Origin of the sequence: Mesorhizobium sp. BR115XR7A (assembly GCF_020165315.1) — a bacterium.
Classification (GTDB): Bacteria; Pseudomonadota; Alphaproteobacteria; order Rhizobiales; family Rhizobiaceae; genus Mesorhizobium; species Mesorhizobium australicum.
In genome coordinates this window covers 121,460-142,293 of sequence record NZ_JAIUHW010000011.1, presented here as the reverse complement: position 1 = coordinate 142,293, position 20,834 = coordinate 121,460, and the positions used below count along the sequence as shown (strand labels likewise).

General features: G+C 63.2%; 22 protein-coding genes. 18 read left to right on the top strand and 4 right to left on the bottom strand.

Annotated elements, in window-relative coordinates:
• Positions 1-21 precede the first annotated feature (21 nt).
• Positions 22-339 (bottom strand): hypothetical protein, encoded by a 318-nt coding sequence (locus LB557_RS23160; RefSeq protein ID WP_015315031.1) that lies wholly within the window; start codon positions 337-339, stop codon positions 22-24.
• A gap of 149 nt (positions 340-488) precedes the next feature.
• On the opposite strand from LB557_RS23160, the gene LB557_RS23155 reads away from it, so the two are divergent.
• Positions 489-1,685 (top strand): sensor domain-containing diguanylate cyclase, encoded by a 1,197-nt coding sequence (locus LB557_RS23155; RefSeq protein WP_224642598.1) that lies wholly within the window; start codon positions 489-491, stop codon positions 1,683-1,685.
• A gap of 75 nt (positions 1,686-1,760) precedes the next feature.
• The gene (locus LB557_RS23150) at positions 1,761-2,978 is read left to right on the top strand and encodes a sensor domain-containing diguanylate cyclase (RefSeq protein WP_224642600.1); all 1,218 of its coding nucleotides are present in this window, start codon (positions 1,761-1,763) and stop codon (positions 2,976-2,978) included.
• On the opposite strand, the gene LB557_RS23145 is transcribed toward LB557_RS23150, so the two are convergent.
• Positions 2,962-3,339, bottom strand: coding sequence for a hypothetical protein (locus LB557_RS23145; protein WP_263496818.1), 378 nt, complete (start codon positions 3,337-3,339; stop codon positions 2,962-2,964). The two genes, LB557_RS23150 and LB557_RS23145, sit on opposite strands and share 17 nt — an antisense overlap.
• Before the next feature lie 240 nt (positions 3,340-3,579).
• Here LB557_RS23145 and LB557_RS23140 point away from each other — a divergent pair, with 240 nt between their 5' ends.
• From LB557_RS23140 to LB557_RS23105, 8 genes are all read left to right on the top strand, one after another.
• On the top strand, positions 3,580-4,005 hold the full coding sequence (locus tag LB557_RS23140; protein ID WP_224642602.1) for a hypothetical protein: 426 nt from the start codon (positions 3,580-3,582) through the stop codon (positions 4,003-4,005).
• Positions 4,006-4,260: 255 nt separating this feature from the next.
• Positions 4,261-4,677: a succinate dehydrogenase, cytochrome b556 subunit gene (gene sdhC / locus LB557_RS23135; protein ID WP_224642604.1), complete on the top strand. Its 417-nt coding sequence runs from the start codon at positions 4,261-4,263 to the stop codon at positions 4,675-4,677.
• Positions 4,677-5,072, top strand: coding sequence for a succinate dehydrogenase, hydrophobic membrane anchor protein (sdhD, locus tag LB557_RS23130; protein ID WP_224642606.1), 396 nt, complete (start codon positions 4,677-4,679; stop codon positions 5,070-5,072). The genes sdhC and sdhD overlap by 1 nt, the downstream gene beginning before the upstream one ends.
• A 4-nt stretch (positions 5,073-5,076) precedes the next feature.
• Complete coding sequence (sdhA, locus tag LB557_RS23125) at positions 5,077-6,912, top strand: succinate dehydrogenase flavoprotein subunit (protein ID WP_224642608.1); 1,836 nt, start codon at positions 5,077-5,079, stop codon at positions 6,910-6,912.
• Positions 6,913-6,914: 2 nt separating this feature from the next.
• On the top strand, positions 6,915-7,349 hold the full coding sequence (locus tag LB557_RS23120; RefSeq protein WP_224642610.1) for a DUF3052 domain-containing protein: 435 nt from the start codon (positions 6,915-6,917) through the stop codon (positions 7,347-7,349).
• Entirely contained in the window at positions 7,349-8,128 is a 780-nt protein-coding gene (locus LB557_RS23115; RefSeq protein ID WP_140618356.1) for a succinate dehydrogenase iron-sulfur subunit, read from the top strand. Before LB557_RS23120 ends, LB557_RS23115 begins: the two co-directional genes overlap by 1 nt.
• A gap of 466 nt (positions 8,129-8,594) precedes the next feature.
• Positions 8,595-10,103: a sulfatase-like hydrolase/transferase gene (locus LB557_RS23110; protein ID WP_224713097.1), complete on the top strand. Its 1,509-nt coding sequence runs from the start codon at positions 8,595-8,597 to the stop codon at positions 10,101-10,103.
• 158 nt (positions 10,104-10,261) lie between these two features.
• Positions 10,262-10,891, top strand: coding sequence for a YceH family protein (locus LB557_RS23105; protein ID WP_224642614.1), 630 nt, complete (start codon positions 10,262-10,264; stop codon positions 10,889-10,891).
• Between the two features lie 157 nt (positions 10,892-11,048).
• Here the strand turns inward: LB557_RS23105 and LB557_RS23100 are convergent, their stop codons facing one another.
• Entirely contained in the window at positions 11,049-11,474 is a 426-nt protein-coding gene (locus LB557_RS23100; protein WP_015315043.1) for an OsmC family protein, read from the bottom strand.
• A 212-nt stretch (positions 11,475-11,686) separates the two neighbouring features.
• Here LB557_RS23100 and LB557_RS23095 point away from each other — a divergent pair, with 212 nt between their 5' ends.
• From LB557_RS23095 to LB557_RS23085, 3 genes are all read left to right on the top strand, one after another.
• A complete protein-coding gene (locus LB557_RS23095) occupies positions 11,687-11,914 on the top strand; it encodes a hypothetical protein (RefSeq protein ID WP_224642616.1) in 228 nt (75 codons plus the stop codon).
• Positions 11,911-12,267: a YciI family protein gene (locus tag LB557_RS23090; RefSeq protein WP_023794798.1), complete on the top strand. Its 357-nt coding sequence runs from the start codon at positions 11,911-11,913 to the stop codon at positions 12,265-12,267. Before LB557_RS23095 ends, LB557_RS23090 begins: the two co-directional genes overlap by 4 nt.
• Before the next feature lie 141 nt (positions 12,268-12,408).
• Entirely contained in the window at positions 12,409-12,939 is a 531-nt protein-coding gene (locus LB557_RS23085) for a hypothetical protein (RefSeq protein ID WP_140791390.1), read from the top strand.
• A gap of 117 nt (positions 12,940-13,056) precedes the next feature.
• Here the strand turns inward: LB557_RS23085 and LB557_RS23080 are convergent, their stop codons facing one another.
• A complete protein-coding gene (locus LB557_RS23080; protein WP_224586447.1) occupies positions 13,057-14,316 on the bottom strand; it encodes a ubiquinone biosynthesis hydroxylase in 1,260 nt (419 codons plus the stop codon).
• Between the two features lie 98 nt (positions 14,317-14,414).
• Here LB557_RS23080 and tesB point away from each other — a divergent pair, with 98 nt between their 5' ends.
• From tesB to LB557_RS23055, 5 genes are all read left to right on the top strand, one after another.
• Positions 14,415-15,275 (top strand): acyl-CoA thioesterase II, encoded by an 861-nt coding sequence (tesB, locus tag LB557_RS23075; protein WP_015315048.1) that lies wholly within the window; start codon positions 14,415-14,417, stop codon positions 15,273-15,275.
• Between the two features lie 298 nt (positions 15,276-15,573).
• Complete coding sequence (locus LB557_RS23070) at positions 15,574-15,912, top strand: P-II family nitrogen regulator (protein WP_015315049.1); 339 nt, start codon at positions 15,574-15,576, stop codon at positions 15,910-15,912.
• Positions 15,913-15,943: 31 nt separating this feature from the next.
• The gene (locus tag LB557_RS23065) at positions 15,944-17,299 is read left to right on the top strand and encodes an ammonium transporter (protein WP_015315050.1); all 1,356 of its coding nucleotides are present in this window, start codon (positions 15,944-15,946) and stop codon (positions 17,297-17,299) included.
• Positions 17,300-17,625: 326 nt separating this feature from the next.
• The gene (locus LB557_RS23060; RefSeq protein WP_015315051.1) at positions 17,626-17,904 is read left to right on the top strand and encodes a hypothetical protein; all 279 of its coding nucleotides are present in this window, start codon (positions 17,626-17,628) and stop codon (positions 17,902-17,904) included.
• 208 nt (positions 17,905-18,112) lie between these two features.
• Positions 18,113-20,770, top strand: a complete 2,658-nt coding sequence (locus tag LB557_RS23055; protein WP_224642617.1) for a DNA translocase FtsK — start codon at positions 18,113-18,115, stop codon at positions 20,768-20,770.
• Positions 20,771-20,834: the final 64 nt, after the last annotated feature.

Below are 20,834 nucleotides of genomic sequence, written 5' to 3'. Positions count from 1 at the left end.
CGAGCCTTTGCGGGGCTTGGGTCAAGCCTTCCTGTCGCGCCGGATGAGTTCATGGAATTCCTCGCGGCGCCCAGGTTCGTCCGCCGCGACCACGAGCGCCAGCTGCTCTTCGTCGAAGAGCTTGAACCACTCGTCCCATTCGACAAGCTCATAGCCGCCGGCGTTGACGGGCCGTTCCGGCTGGTCCTGGTCCTGATAGGCGTGCTGGCCGAAGACCAGCCTAAGCATGGGCTGCGTCCCAGCCTCTGGCGATATGTCGACGATCGCGGGAAAGCCGGCACGCCCGGCAGCCCATGAACGGATTGCATCGTGGTCGGTCAATGTGATCGTGTCGGCCATGGCCTGCTCCTGGATTGTGAATTCAGGAACGCTTCCGACAGCACCGGGTTCCCCCAAACATACGGCGCCGACAGCCCAGGCTTAACGGCTTGTTTGGGCTTGCCCTCTAAGGTCTTCCGTGACGTCAGCAGAGGGGAAGTCACGGTCCTTTGGACACCGGCCTGTTCATAGCGTTGCTCAACCCGACGATCGCACTGGCGCTCGGCGCGGCCTTCCTCGTGCTGTGGTTCCATCAGCGCCATCGCCCCTATCTGGCGGTGCTGGCGCTCAGCTACTGCGTCTCGGCGCCCGGCTTCCTGTTCCAATATTTCACCTTGCCCATCGGCGTGACGCTGACCAAGCTGGTGTCGAACATCTGCTTCACCATCGCCGCCTGCTGCCTGTCCGGCGCCATTATCGCCCGCTACGGCCGGAAGGTGCCCGGCGTCGGGATCGCCGTGCTGGCGGGCGGCGGCCTTGCGGCATTCGCGTGGTTCCTGTTCGTCACCCCGGATCTCACCTGGCGCATCCTGGCGATGAATTTCGGTTTCGGCGGCGTCAGCCTGCTCGTCGCCGCCGAACTGCGCCCGGTGCGCAACAATGGTCCGACGGAAAAGATCCTGTTCGTGCTGTCGCTGCTGTCCAGCGTCAATTTCTTCGTGCGCACCCTGGCGGTCGTCATCGCGCACGGACCCTTCGCCGGCTATGACGGCTTCTACGGCTCGTCCTACTGGACGACGGCGCTGCTGTCGCACGCCTTGCTGTCGCTGCTGATCGCGCTTTGCCTCTTCACCGCCGCCGCGCTCGACGTAATGAAAGCGCTGAAGACGGAAACCCACACCGATCCGCTTTCGGGGCTGCTCAACCGCCGGGGTTTCGAGGAGCGCGCCGCCATGCTGCTGCAGCATTGCGCCATGGCCAAATTCCCGGTGGCGCTGGTGCTGGCCGACCTCGACCATTTCAAAGCGCTCAACGATATGCACGGGCATGCCGCCGGCGACCGCGTGATCGCGGATTTCGCCGGGAAGCTGCGCTCGGCCACGGGAGCACGAGGTGCCGCGGGGCGCATCGGCGGCGAGGAATTCGCCGTGCTTTTGCCGCTGACCGATCTCGCCGCGGCGCGGCTGTTCGCCGAGGCGGTGCGCACGCTCTATTCGGCCGGCGGCGTCGACGGCCTTCCCGCCGGCACCAAGGTCACCGCCAGCTTCGGCGTGGCGGCCCGCAGCGGCGACGAGACGCTGGAACCGTTGATGCGACGGGCCGACGAGGCGCTTTACAAGGCCAAGAAAAACGGTCGCGACAGCGTGCGCCTCTCCTACGAGCGACCGGAGACGGTGTTCGTGCCGGAGCCGCTCAGGGCCAGCTGACCGCCGCGTCCGCGTTTCGCGTTAACGTCTTTTTCGCCCGTCGATGTTTAGCTGTCGGCGGGGGTTTGAGGATAGATGAGCGGCGCCAACTTCATCCTGTTGATCAATCTGGCGGTTGCCGGCCTGCTGGCGGCATCCTTCATGGCTGTCTCGTTCCACGATGCCGGCCGCGCGCCGGCGCGCTGGCTGGCGTCAGCTTATGTCCTGGGCGTGGTCTATTCAGCGATCGAATTCAGCATTCCGGCCTTCAACGATGCGCGGCTTCCTGTTGTTGCGGCCTTTGCCGTTTTCCTCGGCGCCACCATTGCCTTCAACGGGGGACTTGCCCGCAAATATTGCGTGGCGCCGCCATGGACGCCGATGCTGTTTTTCCTGGCCGCAACCACCATCGCCGTCTATTTCGTGCAGGATCTGCCGCGCCAGTCGCTCACCCGCATCATGGCCTACCAGCTTCCCTACGCCGTCATGCAATTCGTTGGCCTTGGCATCGTCTGGACGTCTAGGCAAAGCCGCGGTCGGCTCGATCTGATCTTGATGGCGGTGCTGGCGGCCAGCGGCCTGCAGTTTGCCTCAAAGCCGTTCATCGCGCATGCGCTCGGCGGCTGGGGCGCCAATCCGCAGGCCTATCTGCAAAGCAGTTACGCGCTGGTGTCGCAGTCGCTGGGCACTGTCTTTGCCTTGGCGCTGGCGCTGCTGACGCTGGGCATTCTCGTTCGCGATGTGCTTGCCGAAGTGACGTCGAAGTCGGAGGTGGACACGCTGTCGGGCCTGCTCAATCGTGGCGGCTTCACGCGTCATGCGGAGCTGGCCGTGCACGACGCCACGCGCCTGGGCGTGCCGGTGGCGATGGTCATTGCCGATCTCGATCATTTCAAGTCCGTCAACGACAGCTTCGGCCATGCCTCCGGCGACCGGGTGATCGAGGCCTTTGCCGGCCTGCTGCGAGAAGCGGCCGAGGGTCATCACGTGGTTGGCCGCATCGGCGGCGAGGAGTTCGCCATCATCCTGACAGGCGCTAACCTTGCGGCCGCCCGGCTGTTCGCGGAAGGCACCCGCCACGCGTTCGGCGCGTTGCCCATCAGCGGGTTGCCGGCCGACAACCGCTGCACGTCGAGCTTCGGCATTGCCGAGCTCCACGTGAGCGAGGGTTTTTCCGACCTGATGCGGCGCGCGGATGAAGCGCTCTACCTGGCAAAGAATGCCGGGCGCGACTGCGTGCGTGTCTCCACCGGGCCAGCCGATGGGCTGGCCGTGTTCAAAATCGGTCAGGCCCGCATCAACGGCAGGGGCTGAGCTCCGGCATTTCGCCGTCGGACAGGCCGTACATATAGGAGCGGCCCTTGACGAACACCGGCGGGCGGTAGCAGTCGCCTTCGCCCGATATGTCGTCGGATTCGTTTTGGTAGATCACCTTGGGCTGGCCGGCGCTGGTGTAGTCGGACAATTGCCTGGCCAGCTTGCCTTCGCCGACGATGATGCGCTTGTAGCCGGCTGCGCTGTCGATGACGAGATTGCCGAGCGAATCGGCGTAGACGCGGTCATGATGGCGCAAACCGGCCTCGGCCGGCGCGGCCACCGTGACGGCAAGCGCTGCCAGCGTGAGGGCCGCGAGGCTTGTCCGCACTGATTTGGTGAGCACTGATTTAGAACGCATGTCGCTCTCCCTTTGTCGGCGCGAGAGAGATCGCGCCCCGATCTGGTCCGAATCGGAAATTAACCCTTTCTTAACCTTTGTTAAGGGGAGGAGCGGTCCAACGGCCGTTTCTTAATGAACATGGTTAATTTCGCGGTCGCCGCCGATGTCCCAACGGGACGACATGGCCACTCGCATCCTGGGGTAACTTGATCTTGGCGCGCCGCGTGGCTAGCGTGCCCGGCCATGAGGGGGCAGCACATGATGTTTGACCGAACGCTTCGGCTGTCGTTCTCTATTCCGCTGCTTCTCGCGGCTGGCGCCTGTGTGCCGGAGGACGGCGCGCCCAAGGCCGCCAACACAGCGACACCCGTGGTGGCGCCCGCTGCTCCCGTCCAGCAACGGTCCGCCCGACCGGCGACCAAGATCACCACCGACCTCACCGCCCCGCGCTTCACCACGGGCACGGTTACCTACAGATGCGGCAATGGCGGCATGATCACCATTCAGAATCTCGGCACGTCGCTGCGCGTGGTCGGCCAGGAAGGCGCCACCGAGGAGTTCGCGGCGTCACCGGCAAACCAGAGCAGCCGCTACCAGGCGGTCACGCATGACGCAATCGTGATCGACGGACGCGAGGCGCTGGTGATGAAGAAGGGATCGACGCCGCAGACCTGCACCCGGTGAGCCAAATCTCGACACGGCCGCGCCCCGGGCCAGACATGCTGCACTGCAGCGATATCGAGCCGGCTTCGGCTGACATCCGCTAATCGATTGAAGCCGCATTCGGCCTTTTAGTCAGACTAAATTACGTTTTCAAAACGGTTTTCTGGCTTTGACGCGGTGCAAAAAGAGCATTAGAAACCGGCTGTCCGAAGTCGCAACCGGAAGCGGCAATGCCGCATTTCCACCTGAGGCGGCAGACGCCGAACTGGGGCAGCCATGAGCAAATCACCAGCCACCCAAGCCAGACGCGAAAGGCCGCTTTCGCCGCACCTGAGCGTGTACCGGCCGCCGATCACCATGACGATGTCGATCATCCATCGCATCACCGGGGGCGCGCTTTACTTCGGCACGCTGCTGGTTGCCGTCTGGCTGATGGCGGCGGCATCCTCGCAGCCGGCTTTCGATTGGGTGAACTGGGCCTTCGGCACCTGGCTCGGGCGGCTGATCCTGTTCGGCTATAGCTGGGCGCTGATGCATCACATGCTGGGCGGTGTCCGCCATCTGATCTGGGACACCGGCGCCGGGCTTGAAAAACACACGGCCTCGAATATCGCCTGGGCGACGCTTGCCGGCTCGGTTCTGCTCACGCTGCTGATCTGGGTCGCCGGCACCATGGCGCGGGGAGCTTTGTGATGAGTGCGAAGAACACCGACATGCGCACCCCGCTGGCCAGGGTGCGCGGCTTGGGCTCTGCCCGCGAAGGCACCGGGCATTTCTGGCGCCAGCGATTGACGGCGATCGCCAACATCCCGCTGATCCTGTTTTTCACCGGATTCCTGATCGCGCTCAACGGCGCCGGCTATGCACAGGTGCGGGCAGCGCTCGTCAACCCGTTCGTGGCGCTGGTGATGGCCCTGGTGCTCATCTCGCCGCTCTATCATATGCGGATCGGCATGCAGGTGATCATCGAGGACTATGTGCATGGCGAAGGCATGAAGCTGGCGCTGATCGCCCTCAACACATTCTTCACAATAGCAGTCGGCGTCGCTTCGCTCTTCGCCCTGCTGAAACTGGCATTCGGAGGCTGAAGTCTTGGTCCAGGACACGAAATCAGCCAACGCGGCAGGCTACACCTTTGTCGATCATAAGTTCGACGTGGTCGTCGTCGGCGCCGGCGGCGCCGGGCTGCGCGCCACGCTTGGCATGGCCGAACAGGGCCTGCGCACCGCCTGCATCACCAAGGTGTTCCCGACCCGCTCGCACACGGTTGCCGCGCAAGGCGGCATCGCCGCGTCGCTGTCCAACATGGGCCCGGATTCCTGGCAGTGGCACATGTACGACACCGTCAAGGGGTCGGACTGGCTGGGCGATGTCGACGCCATGGAATATCTGGTGCGCGAAGCCCCGGCCGCCGTTTACGAACTCGAACATTACGGCGTGCCGTTCTCGCGCACCGAAGAGGGCAAGATCTACCAGCGGCCGTTCGGCGGCCACATGATGAACTATGGCGACGGGCCGCCGGTGCAGCGCACCTGTGCGGCCGCCGACCGCACCGGCCATGCCATCCTGCACACGCTCTACGGCCAGTCGCTGAAGAACAACGCGCAGTTCTTCATCGAGTATTTCGCGCTCGATCTGATCATGGAACCGGACGGCACCTGCACCGGCGTCGTGGCGTGGAATCTGGACGACGGCACCATCCACCGCTTCTCGGCCAAGATGGTGGTGCTGGCGACCGGCGGCTATGGGCGCGCCTATTTTTCGGCGACCTCGGCGCACACCTGCACCGGCGACGGTGGCGGCATGGCGGCGCGGGCGGGGTTCCCCTTGCAGGACATGGAGTTCGTGCAGTTTCACCCGACCGGAATCTATGGCGCCGGCTGCCTGATTACCGAGGGCGCGCGCGGCGAGGGCGGCTATCTCGTCAACTCCGAGGGCGAACGCTTCATGGAGCGCTACGCACCGTCGGCCAAGGACCTCGCCTCGCGCGATGTCGTCTCGCGCTGCATGACGCTGGAAATTCGCGAGGGCCGCGGCGTCGGCAAGGCCAAGGACCACATCTTCCTGCACCTCGATCATCTCGATCCGGCGGTCTTGCACGAAAGGCTTCCAGGCATTTCGGAGTCGGCGAAAATCTTCGCCGGCGTCGACCTGACCAAGGAGCCGATCCCGGTGCTGCCGACGGTGCACTACAATATGGGCGGCGTGCCGACCAATTATTGGGGCGAGGTGCTCAATCCAACCGCGGACAACCCCGACCGGGTCTCGCCCGGCCTGATGGCGGTCGGCGAGGCCGGTTGCGCTTCCGTGCACGGCGCCAACCGGCTGGGCTCGAACTCGCTGATCGACCTGGTGGTGTTCGGCCGCGCCGCGGCGATCCGCGCCGGCCAGGTCATCGACCGCAAGGCGGCGATCCCGTCGCCCAACCAGGCTTCGGTCGACAAGATCATGGACCGCTTCGACCGGTTGCGCCACGCCAACGGCTCGACGCCGACGGCTGTCCTTCGTGAAAAGATGCAAAAGGCGATGCAGGAAGACGCTGCGGTGTTCCGCACGCAGGAATCGCTCGAAAATGGCTGCAAGCGCATTTCGGAAATCTGGACCGAGCTCAAGGATGTCAAAGTCTTCGACCGCTCGATGATCTGGAACTCGGACCTGGTCGAGACGCTGGAACTGGAAAACCTGATGGCCAATGCCATCACCACCGTCTACGGCGCCGAGGCGCGCAAGGAGAGCCGTGGCGCGCATGCCCGGGAAGATTTTTCCGCCCGCGACGACGTCAACTGGCGCAAGCATACGCTCGCCCATCTCAGCGAGGACGGCGCGGTGACGCTGACCTATCGGCCGGTGCACACCGAGCCGCTTTTGGCCGAAAAGGACGGCGGCATCAGTCTGGCCAAGATAGCGCCGAAGGCCAGGGTGTACTGAGGATGGCGACGGCGGCGGGATATTCCGGTACGTACCTTCCAGCCAAGCTCGGCCTGAAGGATGGGATGATTGCCGCCTTCATCGCCCTGCCGCCGGAACTCACGGACCTCGCCGAGGCCGTCGATTTCGCCGAGGCCGACCGACTGGCCGAATGGTCCGACATTTCGGGCGTGGTGTTGAAATACGACGCCGTCCACGCCTTCACCAAACAGCGCGCCGAGATCGAGGATCGCCTCGGCGCACTCGAGGCGGCGATCAAGCGCGACGGCATGATCTGGGTCTCCTGGCCAAAGAAGGCCTCGAAAGTGGCCACCGACGTCACCGAGGGCGTTGTCCGTGCTGAAGCGCTCAAGCTCGACCTTGTCGACGTCAAGGTCGCCGCCGTGAACGAAATCTGGTCCGGGCTGAAGCTCGTCATCCGAAAGGACCTGAGGTAATGGTCGAACTCACGCTTCCAAAGAACTCGAAGGTCCAGCAGGGCAAGACCTGGCCGAAGCCGGAGGGTGCCACCAATCTCAGGGAATACCGCATCTATCGCTGGTCGCCGGACGACGACGAGAACCCGCGCATGGACACCTACTTCGTCGATATGGACGATTGCGGGCCGATGGTGCTCGACGCGCTGTTGTGGATCAAGAACAAGATCGACCCGACGCTGACCTTGCGCCGTTCCTGCCGCGAAGGCATTTGCGGTTCCTGCGCCATGAACATCGACGGCTCGAACACGCTCGCCTGCACCAAGGGCTGCGACGACATATCGGGCGCGATCAAGATCTATCCGCTGCCGCATATGCCCGTGATCAAGGACCTAGTGCCCGATCTTACCAATTTCTACGCCCAGCACGCCTCGATCGAGCCATGGCTGAAGACGGTGTCGCCAACGCCGGCCAAGGAATGGCTGCAGAGCCACGAAGACCGCGAAAAGCTCGACGGGCTCTACGAGTGCATATTGTGCGCCTGCTGCTCTACCTCGTGCCCGAGCTATTGGTGGAACGGCGACCGCTATCTCGGCCCGGCGACGCTGCTGCAGGCCTATCGCTGGCTGATCGACAGCCGCGACGAGGCCAAGGGGGAACGGCTCGACAATCTCGAAGACCCGTTCCGGCTCTATCGCTGCCACACCATCATGAACTGCGCGCAGACCTGCCCGAAGGGGCTCAATCCCGCGAAGGCGATCGCCGAGATCAAGAAGATGATGGTGGAGAGAAGGGTTTAGGTTCGGCGGAGGACAAGCCGGCCGGCTGATCGAGAATCGGTACTCGCCTGAAATACACGGCGGCCATCCTCACCAACAATGCGCTGAGATCAAGGATCCCTCAGCGCCGTCGAAGCGGCTACCAGGCGCCACGGCACGGCCTGGATATGTGGCGCGCCCATCATTGTTTTCATACACGTTGCTTGCCCAAAGCCGAGGTGATTTTCGGGACGACTTACATTAGAGGAACCTCATTAATCAGCTGTCATCTATACACTATGACGTGACGTTACCTTAGTATAGTGTTAAGATATTCTCGATAGATACTTCGGAAGTCGTCGCTCGAGTACAGAGTATGAGTAGATTTCCTGCGGTTCGTTACTGGCCAATAGGACCGTTGGTTAGCGCCGCGACGGTGGGATCGCTCACCTGGCTCACCTCGCTGGTCTATTTTCAGGAGAAGAGGCTGATCCTGGTCGTCGGCCTAGTGGCTTTGATCGCGCTTGTCTTGCTGGATCGCCTCCAGGGGGCAAGGACGGATCAGCCAGGAAGCGGGTGGTTCAGAGCCTATTTATCGCTCGTTCCCTGCTTTTTCTTCCTTGTCTATGTCTACCTCGAAAATGTTTTCGGTTATTTCGATTGGGCCGCGATGTTCATGCATGTCGACGCCGGAGTTCTCACCCCCAGTGTCGTTCTTGAGTATTTGATGAATACTGGAAGCACGATCCTGATCATTGCCGCCGGTCTTTTCGGTCTTGGCGCACTGAAGGCGCGCGGCACGCTGACAAGAGGATTGGACGTTGCCTTGATGGCATTCTTCCTGGCGGCAAACCCGATGCTGACACGTCCGATCGCGGCAGCGATCCATCCCAACCCGCTGCATGATTTCCTGTCCAAGCAGTTCGTCGATGTCACCTCTTTGACAAAGCCGGCTGAAACAGCGTCGGCGACCGCCGCGCCGAAGAACCTCATTCATATTTTCATTGAGAGCGCCGAGCGCACCTACATGAACGAGGCGGAGTTCGGCGACGTCATGGGTCCGCTGCTCGAATTCGACAGGCGTGGCGTTTCGGCGACCAACATGGTGCAACTTGCCTATACCAACAACTCCATCTCAGGGATGGTCGCTGCGAACTGTGGAACGCCGCTGCTGATATCGTTCTTCACGACGCGCCAGTATCTGGAGGAGAATTCGCAATTCCTGCCAGGACTGACCTGCCTGGGCGACGTTCTGAAGGCGCGGGGCTATCAGCAGAACTTTATTACCGGTTGGCCGCTCAACTTCACCGGTCAGGGCACGTTCTATTCCACCCATGGCTACTCATCGCTTTTTGGGGGATCCGAAGTGGTGGCCGCCATCGCGGGGCGCGGCAACGCTTTTGGCGCCGACGACGCCGAAGTTCTGGATATGAGCTTCGGCGTCTTGCGGCGCGCGCAGCGGGACGGCAAACCGTTCTCGCTCACGATCGCCGTCAGCGGCGGGCATGCGATGGACGGCTACCTGACCGACAAATGCATCGGCAAGACGGGACTTCCTCCGCAGACCCCCAACATTCTCCATGCCGTGAAATGCACGAACATGCTCATCGCGGACTTCGTTCACAAAGCCGAAGCCGCGGGTCTGATGAGGAACACTGTTCTGGCCTTGCAAAGCGACCACCTCAGCGCGCCGAGCACGGTGACGGATCGCTTGAACAATTATGAACGCCGCAACTTCTTCTCGCTGTCGGGCGATGGCATTCCTTCCAAAACCTATACCGGGCTTGCGGGCACGATTGACATATTTCCCACCATTCTTGACGCGCTGGGGGTGCCGCTCTCGAATGACCAGGCTGCCCTTGGCGTTTCGCTGCTTGGGGATCGACCGACGCTGAGCCGGGCACTTGGACAGGACCAGTTCGATGACGCTATCTATGCCGAGGATGTGCTCGTCAGGTCATTCTGGCAGTTGAAACCGACACGGACCGCCGTGGCGTCCGAGGCTGAGTCGCGTTAATGCGCGCCTGCGTTTGTTCGCTGCTAGATAGCGCCTACCTGGCCGAGGCCTCAACCCGATCAAGGCGATCGCCGAGATCAAGAGTTCTGCTCTGTCGCGCTTCTCGGATGTCTGTCAAAATCATGCTGTCCAAGAATCGGTAGAAAATAACCAATCCAATGAGCGAAGACCTTCCCATCCTCTCTCCCGCCGAAGCCCGCGTGCTTGGCTGCTTGATCGAGAAGAAGGAGCTGACGCCGGACGTCTATCCGCTGACGCTCAACGCGGCACTTGCCGCGGCCAACCAGAAGACGGCGCGCGAGCCTGTCATGACGCTGGAACAGACGGAGGTGCACAGGGCGTTGAAGCTGCTGGAGCAGAAAGGACTGGTCCGGCAGATGTTCGGTTCGCGCGTCGAGCGCTACGAGCATCAGATGGCGCAGCGTTTCTCACTGACCACGCCGCAGACCGCGTTGCTCGGTCTGCTCTTGCTGCGCGGACCGCAGACGGCACATGAACTCCTGGCGCGATCTGAGCGCATGGCGCGGTTTTCATCGATCGAAGACCTGCGCGGCGAACTCGACATGCTGATCGGCCGCCGGCCGCCATTGGTCCAGGAAATCCCACGCGGGCCGGGCCAGCGCGAGGACCGCTACGTGCATCTGCTCGCCGGTCCAGTGGATGTTGCCGCTCTCTCGGCTCAGCGCAGTGCGCCGGCCGCGCCTGCCTCCCATCTGGAAGCGAGGTTGGAGGCGCTGGAGCAGGAAGTCGCGGCCCTTCGCGCCCGGCTTGATGCGCTGGGGGGTTGAGGCCTCCAATCCGAGACGTCGGCGGGACGGCGCCCCCCTCTGTTCTGCCGGGCATCTCCCCACGAGGGGAACATTGGATGCTGCGACCGCTTTCGCCAATCTCCGATGCAGAAACGCCGGCCCTGGAGCCGGCGTTTGTCACTTCAGGCCAAGCCCTTCAGCCAAGCCTGGCGTCGAGCGAAACCTTGATCGCGCCGAGCGCCTGAGAGACCGGGCATTCGGCCTTGGCCTTCTCGGCCAATTCCTTGAACTTCGCCGCATCGATGCCGGGCACCTTGCCGACCAGGGTGATGGCGCTGCCGGTGATGCCGGTGCCGGGAACCAGCGTCACCACGGCCTTGGCGTCAAGTTCTTGCGCCGGCGTGCCGTTTTCGGCGAGGAAATGCGACAGCTGCATGGCGTAGCAGCCGGCATGGGCGGCCGCGATCAGTTCTTCCGGATTGGTGCCGGATTTGCCGCTTTCGTCCTCGAAGCGCGCCTTGAACGAATAGGGCGTACCCTTCAGGGTCCCGCTCTGCGTGTCGAGCGTGCCCTTGCCGTCTTTCAAATTGCCTTTCCAGACGGCGTTTGCGGTGCGGTCCATGAAGTCCTCCTGGGTTGTCGTGAACTTGTCCTGGGTGAGCCAGCGTCCGGCCAACTATAGCGCGGACGTCGCCGAAGACCACTGCGCTGTTTGGACCACGGCACGATGACGGCCTTTTCCGCCGAAAAAATACCCACGCAAAAATGTCGGCTTCCATCCGGGCCGGCCGTCCTGCGGGCGGCCACGGGATTTGTGGCCGGATGGAGGTTGACATGGACAATCTGTTTTTCGCGCTGTGGAAGAGGCCAGGTCGCGGGCCTGGGCGACAGGAGGACTTCTGGCTGGACCCGCCGGCGTCCGGCCTCGACAGGCTGCTGGCGGCGCTTGCCATCATAACGGTCGCGGCATGCCTTCTCGACCATGCGGGACCGATCTCGGGCAAGACTGACATGGCTGTCGCCGCAGCCTATGATTTGTCACAAGAAGGGAGCTCGAGATGAAATATGTCTGCCTGGTCTATGGTGAGGAAAAAGACCTCCATGCGCTGACCGCCGAGGGTGCCGCCAAGCTCGATGCCGACTCGCTGGCCTATGACAGGTCATTGGATCAACAAGGCAAGCTGATCATCGCGCAGGCACTGCAATCGGTGAAGACGTCGAAGACCGTACGGCGGCGCAAGGGCAAGCAGCTGATCACCGACGGCCCGTTCGCGGAAACGAAGGAGCAGTTGCTCGGTTTCGTCATGATCGAAGCGCAGGATCTCGACGAGGCGCTGGATATCGCCAGCGAGATTCCGCTGGCTGAAATCGGTACGATCGAAGTGCGCGCGATCTACAACGTGCCGGGGTCTTAATTCCCTGTCATGCGTTGCGCTCCCTTGGAAACCTGGGCGTTCGGTTGAGCGAAGGTCCCGTCTTGCCGGGGCTCAATTCTTGCGTGTTGAAGCAAGCCACGAGTTCTCCTATCGTCGCCCAAGACTTTGGGGGATTTGGACATGCCTTTCCTGATTGCTGTCCTTGGCGTGCTCGGAGCGGCGGCATTGTGGTGGTACCGGATGAAGGCGATGAACGACGCCGCGCGCGAGGTCGCCGAAGTCGTCGGGCGCGTTCAAGGCAACATCCGGCGCAAGAAGCTGCGCAAGCAGGCCGCACTTTCGCCGCTGACGGCGATCGATGATCCGGTGGTGGCGGCAGCGACGCTGATCACCGCGATCGTTTCGGAAGATGGCCCTGTTCTGCCGCGGCGCGAGGCCATCATTCGCGAGGTGATTTCGCAGATCGCAGCCGGGCCGAAGAAGACCGACGAGGCGGTTGTCTATGCCAAGTGGGCCGCGACCCAGATAGACGACACCACCATCGTCATCGACAAGCTGGCGCCCTTCCTGCGCGAACGCCTCGACCCGAACGAACGGGACGATCTGCTGCAAATGCTGAACCGGGTGGCTCAGGGCGGAGAGCAGAGCCTGAAGATACCCGACCAGCGCATGCTGCGGCTGCGCCAGAAGCTTGGTTTTGAAGTGAACTGAGATCGCCGGCCTCGGCGATTGGCGCGAAACTCCCGCTGCATCCTCATCCCATGGCGGAGCAAGGAGCGATGCGACGCGGCGCAGTCCACAGGCCGCGACGTCAAGTCAGCGAGACGATCAGATCGCCTCGCCCTTCAGCAGGCGCGGCGTGCCCGCGGATAGTCCCGATGCCTGGCGGATGAAGAACTCCTTCAGCCGCGGCATACGCTCGACGAGACCGAGGCCGATGTCGCGGACGGTGCGCAGCGGGGTGATGTCGTTGGAAAACAGCCGGTTCAGCACATCGGTCGTGATGCCCATCTGCACCGTGTCGAAACGGCGCCATTGCTGATAGCGTTCCAGCACGTCGAGCGCGCCGATGTCCTGGCCGAGCCGGTCGGCCTCGACGATCACCTCGGCAAGGGCGGCCACATCCTTGAAGCCGAGATTGAGCCCCTGGCCGGCGATCGGATGGATGCCGTGGGCGGCATCGCCGGCAAGCGCGATGCGCGGTGCCACGAAGGCGCGCGCGATGGTAAGACCAAGCGGCCAGGCGCGCGGCTTGTCGGCGACGCGGATTTCTCCAAGTTTCAGCCCAAAACGTTGTTCAAGTTCGTGTTCGAAGACGAGATCGTCGCCTTCGACGAGCGTTTTCGCATCTTCCGCCCGTTCGACCCAGACGATCGAAGAGCGGTTGGTGCCGTCCTCGTCGGGTATCAGCGGCAGCGTGGCGAACGGGCCGGCGGGCAGGAAATGCTCTTCGGCGCGGCCGTTGTGCGGGCGTTCATGGGCCACGGTGCAGACGATGCCGGACTGACCGTATTCCCACTTGACCGTCTTGATGCCGGCCATGTCGCGCAGTTTCGAATTGACACCATCGGCGGCAACCAGCAACCGCGCCGCCAACGTGGCGCCGTCCGCCAGATGCACTGACATGCCGGCTCCATTGGTCTCAAAACCTTGCACCGCCACGCCTTCGATGATGTCGATGCCGAGCTGTTCGGCTTTGGCCCGCAAGGCGCCGTTCAACGCCCTGTTGGCGACCATATGCGCGAAAGGCTCACCCGGCGCCACCTCGCCGCCGAAGGTCAGGAAGACCGGGCGCACCGGATCGGCGCTGCGTGAATCGGTGATGATCATCTCAGTGATCGCCTGCGCCTTCGGCGCGATCTCGGCCCAGACGCCGAGCTGGTCGAGCATGCGGCAGGCCGCCGCGGCGATGGCGGAAGCGCGGCCATCCCTTTGCCAGGAACCGGCGGGCGCCGCGTCGACCAGCGCCACGGCGAGGCCCGGGCGAGCCTGTTTCAGCGAGACCGCGGCGGCCAGGCCGACATAGCCGGCACCGGCGACGAGAACATCGATCCTGGATCTGGCCTTGGCGTCCGCCTTGCGTTCCATTGTCTTGGCTCCTTGCGCGCCTACGGGGCTTGCGCCCTTGACGGCTCGTTCTTCCTGTCGGAAACCGCCATAGCAATTTTGCGGCGAGGTCACAAAACATGACGGCGGCGATCGACGAGCTTCTGCGCATTCTCGACCTCGAGAAGCTGGAACACAATCTGTATCGTGGTCGCAGCCCCCAGGTGGAGTGGCAGCGCGTGTTCGGCGGCCAGACCATCGCGCAGGCGCTGGTGGCGGCGCAGCGAACGGTGGAGCCCGACCGTTTCGTGCATTCGCTGCATGGCTATTTCATGCGCCCGGGCGACATCAAGGTGCCGATCATCTACGAGGTCGATCGCATCCGCGACGGCGGTTCCTTCACCACGCGGAGGGTGCTGGCAATTCAGCACGGACAGGCGATCTTTTCGCTGGAAGCGTCGTTCCAGGTCGACGAGAAGGGGCTCGAGCACCAGTTCGCGCTACCTGACGACGTGCCGCCGCCGGAAGGGCTGAAGACGCAGCGCCAATTGCTCGAAACGGCCGACCGGGTGCCGGAGGCGGTTCGCCGTTTCTGGGCGCGCGAGCGGCCACTGGAGTTGCGGCCGGTCAACCTCCAACACTACGAAAGCCGCGACAAGCTGCCGCCCCGGCAGAATGTCTGGATCCGCCTTGCCGGGCCGGTTCCCGACGACCGCGCGCTGCAGTCGGTGCTGCTCGCCTACCTCTCCGATATGACGCTGCTCGACACCTCGACCTTCGCCCATGGGCGCGGCCTGTTCGATCCCGACATCCAGGCCGCCAGCCTCGACCATTCGATGTGGTTCCATCGGCCGCATTCGCTCGACGGCTGGCTGCTTTATGCGCAGGACAGCCCCTCGAGTTCGGGATCGCGCGGTTTCAGCCGCGGCACGCTCTATGCCCGTGACGGCACGCTGATCGCCTCGATGGCACAGGAAGGGTTGATCCGGCTCAAGCGTTGAGCATTCGCGAGTCTTGTTTGAGCAAGATTCTTTGCGAAAGCCGATTCCATTTTTCCTGATCATGCTCAAAGCCGGCAAATTAGGCAATTTCACAAAATTGCTTAAATTTTGAGCATGCGGCGTGCCGCACATGCATACAGCAATTGGCGGCGGGCGCTCCATTCCCTTTATTTCCAATAGGTTAACGCCCTGCTTCGGCACTTGGCACGGAGCTTGAATCCTTGGGGGCACTCTCCGGCTCTTTGGGATCGGTGAAGTCGTGCAAACGCGGGGCACCGCAACAGCAAAGGGTGAACCTATGAAAATCGTGATGGCAATCATCAAGCCGTTCAAGCTGGACGAGGTACGCGAAGCGCTTACCGCCGTCGGCATCCAGGGCCTGACCGTCACCGAAGTCAAAGGCTACGGGCGTCAGAAGGGGCATACGGAAATCTATCGGGGGGCGGAATACGCGGTCTCTTTCCTGCCGAAGATCAAGATCGAGGTCGCGGTCGCGGCCGACATGGTCGACAAGGCCGTCGAAGCCATCACCGCCGCGGCCAAGACCGGCCAGATCGGCGACGGCAAGATCTTCGTTTTCGGCATCGACCAGGCGGTGCGCATCCGCACCGGCGAAACAGACAGCGACGCGCTCTGAGCGGCGAACACGTATTCCAATGGAGAGTTCAATGAATATTCCTTCCACCTTGAAGACGACGGGACGGGCGGCCCTTCTGGGCACGCTCGCTCTCGCAGCGCTGGGCAGCGTCGCCGCCTTCGCGCAGGAAGCCGCACCCGCTGCCGCTGCCGCGGCACCTGCCGCCGCGCCCACCCCGGTGCTCGATACCGGCAACACCGCCTGGATGCTGACCTCCACGGCGCTGGTGCTGATGATGACCATCCCGGGCCTGGCGCTGTTCTACGGCGGCATGGTGCGCAAGAAGAACGTGCTCGCCACCGTCATGCAGAGCTTCGCCATCACCTGCCTGGTAACGGTGCTATGGTTCATGTTCGGCTATTCGCTGGCCTTCTCCGACGGCGGCGGCATGAATGCCTATCTCGGCGGCACCTCGAAATTCTTCCACCACGGCATCACCACCGCCAGCCTGTGGCTGCCGGGTGTGGCCAACATCCCTGAATTCGTCTTCTCGATGTTTCAGATGACCTTCGCCATCATCACGCCGGCGCTGATTGCCGGCGCCTTCGCCGAACGCTTCAAGTTCTCGGCACTGCTGATCTTCATGGCACTGTGGCTGCTGATCGTCTATGTGCCGATCGCGCATTGGGTCTGGGGTGGCGGCTTCCTCGGTACGGCTGGCGTGCTCGACTTCGCCGGCGGCACGGTCGTTCACATCAATGCCGGTGTCGCGGGCCTCGTCTGTGCACTGGTTCTCGGCAAGCGCGAAGGCTATGGCACCACCAACATGGCGCCGCACAACCTCGTCTATTCGGTCATCGGCGCATCGCTGCTGTGGGTCGGCTGGTTCGGCTTCAACGCCGGTTCGGAACTGGCGGCCGACGGCCTTGCCGGTGCCGCCATGCTCAACACCCAGGTTGCCACCGCCGCCGCGGCACTGGCCTGGATGTTCGCCGAATGGATCATCGCCAAGAAGCCTTCCGTGCTCGGCATCATCTCGGGCGCCGTCGCGGGCCTCGTCGCGGTGACGCCGGCTTCCGGTTTCGTCAACCCGACCGGCGCCTTCATCGTCGGGATCGTCGCCGGCGTCGTCTGCTACCTCTCGGCGGTCAAGGTGAAGCACATGTTCGGCTATGACGACTCGCTCGATGCCTTCGGCGTGCATGGCGTCGGCGGCGTGGTCGGCGCCCTGCTGACCGGCGTGCTTGCCGACCCGGCGATCAACAGCCTCTCGTCGGGCGCTTCTCTCGGCAAGCAGATCTACGGTGTCGCCGTCACCATTGTCTGGACGGCGGTTGCCACCTTCGTCATCCTTTACGTCGTCAAGGCGCTGGTCGGCCTGCGTCCGACGACCCAGGAAGAAGTCGAAGGCCTCGACATCTCCCAGCATGGCGAAGTGGTGCCGTAAGGCATCCTTGCCAACGGGCCGGCGGAACCCTCCTCCCGCCGGCCCCATGTTTGCCGCGCAATTCCGGAGGGAAAACCGCGAATCCCTTCTGCTGGAATTGCTTTGAAAGGATCCCGTCGTGATGCTCCCGCAAGGAGGTCACGCCTTGAGGCCCGGATCGCTCCGGGCCTCTTTTTTTGCAAATTCGTTCTCGCTTCGTCCGAGTCCACGCAATCACGTTCGCGTGAAGAAGCTTTTCGAGGAAACATCGACCGCTCTGTCGCCGAACTCAGGAGGCGATCGTCGTTCTGACGCTCGTGATTTTGAAACAGGGAAGGAATTTTCTCATGAACCTCAAGAATATCTGCCTCGGGGCACTCGCACTTTCCATGGTCAGCGGCTTTGCATTTGCCGGCGCACTGGACGAGCCGGACAACATGGCGCCGTTCTTCACCGATTCCAGCATGAAGACCATGAAGCCAATGGAGGAATTCAAGGCAGCTTTCATGGCCATGCCGAAGGAGAAGCAGGACGCCATGATGAAGGAATGCCAGGACGCTGCGATGAGCAAGCCGCACGCCGAGTTCTGCGCCAATGTGAAGATGCTCGGCGGCGCCAGCAAGTAGCACGCTGCCCAGCCCAACGAATGGATGGCGGGCCAGGGCGCCCGCCATTTTTCTTATGGTGCGGTCACTGGTAGATGTCGGTGCCAAAAGGACGGCCCCCACGGTCTTATAGTTAATGCGCCCTTAACCTTCCCACGCCTAGTCTGACATCCGAATCTGCCGGAGTGCGTCATGCGCTGCGGCCAGGCAATCACTGACGGGGAAGAGCATGCGTTCAGGGGCTTCAGCACCGCTCGCGCTGACCGATACGGGGCACGGCATCCAGGCATTCGCGCGGCGCCAGGTCGGCCGGCTGATCGGCACCGGCCTGTTCGCGTTCACGGCCTTCGCCGTCGCCAGCCTCGCGACCTGGAACGTCGCCGATCCAAGCTTCTCGCATGCCACCGCCAACATCGTCACCAACGCCATGGGCTATGCCGGCGCGGTGTTCTCCGACCTCGCCATGCAGTTCTTCGGCCTTGCCGCGGTCGCCGCGCTGGTTCCGGCAGTGATCTGGGGATACCTCCTGTTTTCGGCGCGCGGCGTCGACCGGCTGCCCAGGCGCGGGCTGTTCTGGTTCGGTTTCGCGCTGCTCGCCGCCGCCATCGCCGGCTGCATCGTTCCGCCCAAGACCTGGCCGCTGCCCACCGGCCTCGGCGGCGTCGTCGGCGACATGGTGCTAAAGATCCCCGGTGTCCTCATCGGCGGCTATCCAACCGGGCTGGTGGCCAGCGTGCTCGCCATAGTGCTGGCTGCGCCCGCGCTCTGGCTGTTCGCCCATGGCGCGGCGCTGCTCGGGCGCAAGAACGGCTTCGCCGTGATGGAAGAACCGGCCGCCGCGGACCCGCGCGAGGACGAGCTTCTGTTCGACAATGACGAGGACGAGGGCGACGAGGGCATACTGGCGCTCGGCGCAATCACCCATTGGTGGCTTTCTTTCCGCGCGTGGATGCATCGCCGCGCGGTGCGCCGCAGGCAGGAGCGCGACGAGTTCGAACCGGAGATGGAGCCGCGCGCCAGCGCCTGGCGCCGGGCCGCCGAACGCGTCGAGTCGGCCGAGTTCGCCGAGCAGCGCATGAGCCATGACGGCCGCGCCCGTGTCGAACCGGAATTCTTCGCCGCCATGGTCAACGACCGCAGCGTCTCCGTCGACCCGGACGACGACGATGTCTTCGGCCGCGACGACGCGGATATGGATTTCGATGACGAGCCCGTCGCGCAGCGGCGTGCTCCCACGGCCAAGGTCCAGCAGTTCCGCTCCGATGCCGCCACCCGGGTGGAGGCGCCGGCGGCGCGACCGGTACCGGGCGCCCGCGTCCAGCGCGAGGCGCAAACCTCGCTGATCGGCTCCGACACGTTCGAAATGCCGTCGCTGCATTTCCTGTCCGAACCGAAGAATGTCGCGCGCGACCCAAGTCTTTCCAAGGACGCGCTGGAACAGAACGCGCGCCTGCTCGAAGGCGTGCTGGAGGATTTCGGCGTCAAGGGCGAGATCATTGCCGTTCGCCCGGGTCCGGTCGTCACCCTTTACGAACTCGAACCCGCACCGGGCATCAAGTCGTCGCGCGTCATCGGCCTTTCCGACGACATCGCCCGTTCGATGAGCGCGATCGCCTGCCGCGTCGCCGTGGTGCCGGGCCGCAACGCCATCGGCATCGAACTGCCCAACGCCAAGCGCGAAACGGTTTACCTCCGCGAGATCATGGCCAGCCGCGACTTCGAGACGACCAAGGCCAAGCTGGCGCTGGCGCTGGGCAAGACCATCAATGGCGAAGCCGTCATCGTCGACATCGCCAAGATGCCGCACGTGCTGGTCGCCGGCACCACCGGTTCGGGCAAGTCGGTCGCCATCAACACCATGATCCTGTCGCTGCTCTACCGCCTCACCCCGCAGGAGTGCCGGCTGATCATGATCGATCCGAAAATGCTCGAACTCTCCGTCTATGACGGCATTCCGCATCTGCTGACGCCCGTGGTCACCGACCCGAAGAAGGCGGTGGTGGCGCTGAAATGGACCGTGCGCGAGATGGAGGACCGCTACCGCAAGATGTCCAAGGTCGGCGTGCGCAACATTGACGGCTTCAACGCACGCGTGCAGCAGGCCGAGAAGAAGGGCGAAAAGATCTCGCGCACTGTGCAGACCGGCTTCGACCGCCAGACAGGCGAGGCGATCTACGAGACCGAGAATCTCGATCTCGAGCCGATGCCTTATATCGTCGTCATCATCGACGAAATGGCCGACCTGATGATGGTCGCCGGCAAGGACATCGAAGGCGCGGTGCAGCGCCTGGCGCAGATGGCGCGCGCGGCCGGCATCCACGTCATCATGGCCACGCAACGTCCCTCGGTCGACGTCATCACCGGCACCATCAAGGCCAACTTCCCGACCCGCATCTCCTTCCAGGTGACGTCCAAGATCGACAGCCGCACCATTCTGGGCGAGCAGGGCGCCGAGCAGCTGCTCGGCATGGGCGACATGCTCTACATGGCCGGCGGCGGCCGCATCCAGCGCGTGCACGGGCCGTTCGTCTCCGATGACGAGGTCGAGAAGATCGTCGGGCACCTGAAGCTGCAGGGCGTGCCGGAATATCTCGACGCCATCACCGAGGACGACGGCGAGGACGACGACGAGCCGTCCGGCAAGGCCGGTTCGGGCGGCGGTGGCGGTGGCAATTTCGAGGATTCCGACGATCCTTACGATCAGGCGGTTTCGGTGGTGCTGCGCGACGGCAAGGCCTCGACCAGCTACATCCAGCGGCGTCTGGGCATCGGCTATAACAGAGCCGCCTCGATTATCGAGAAGATGGAAAAGGAAGGCATTGTCGGCCCAGCCAACCATGCCGGAAAACGCGAAATCCTGGTGCCGACAGAAGACGACAAGTTCTGACAGTGCAGAGTTCGTGGCAACTTTGAACCTTCTGGCGCGTTCACCGACTGAGCAGCGATCGGCT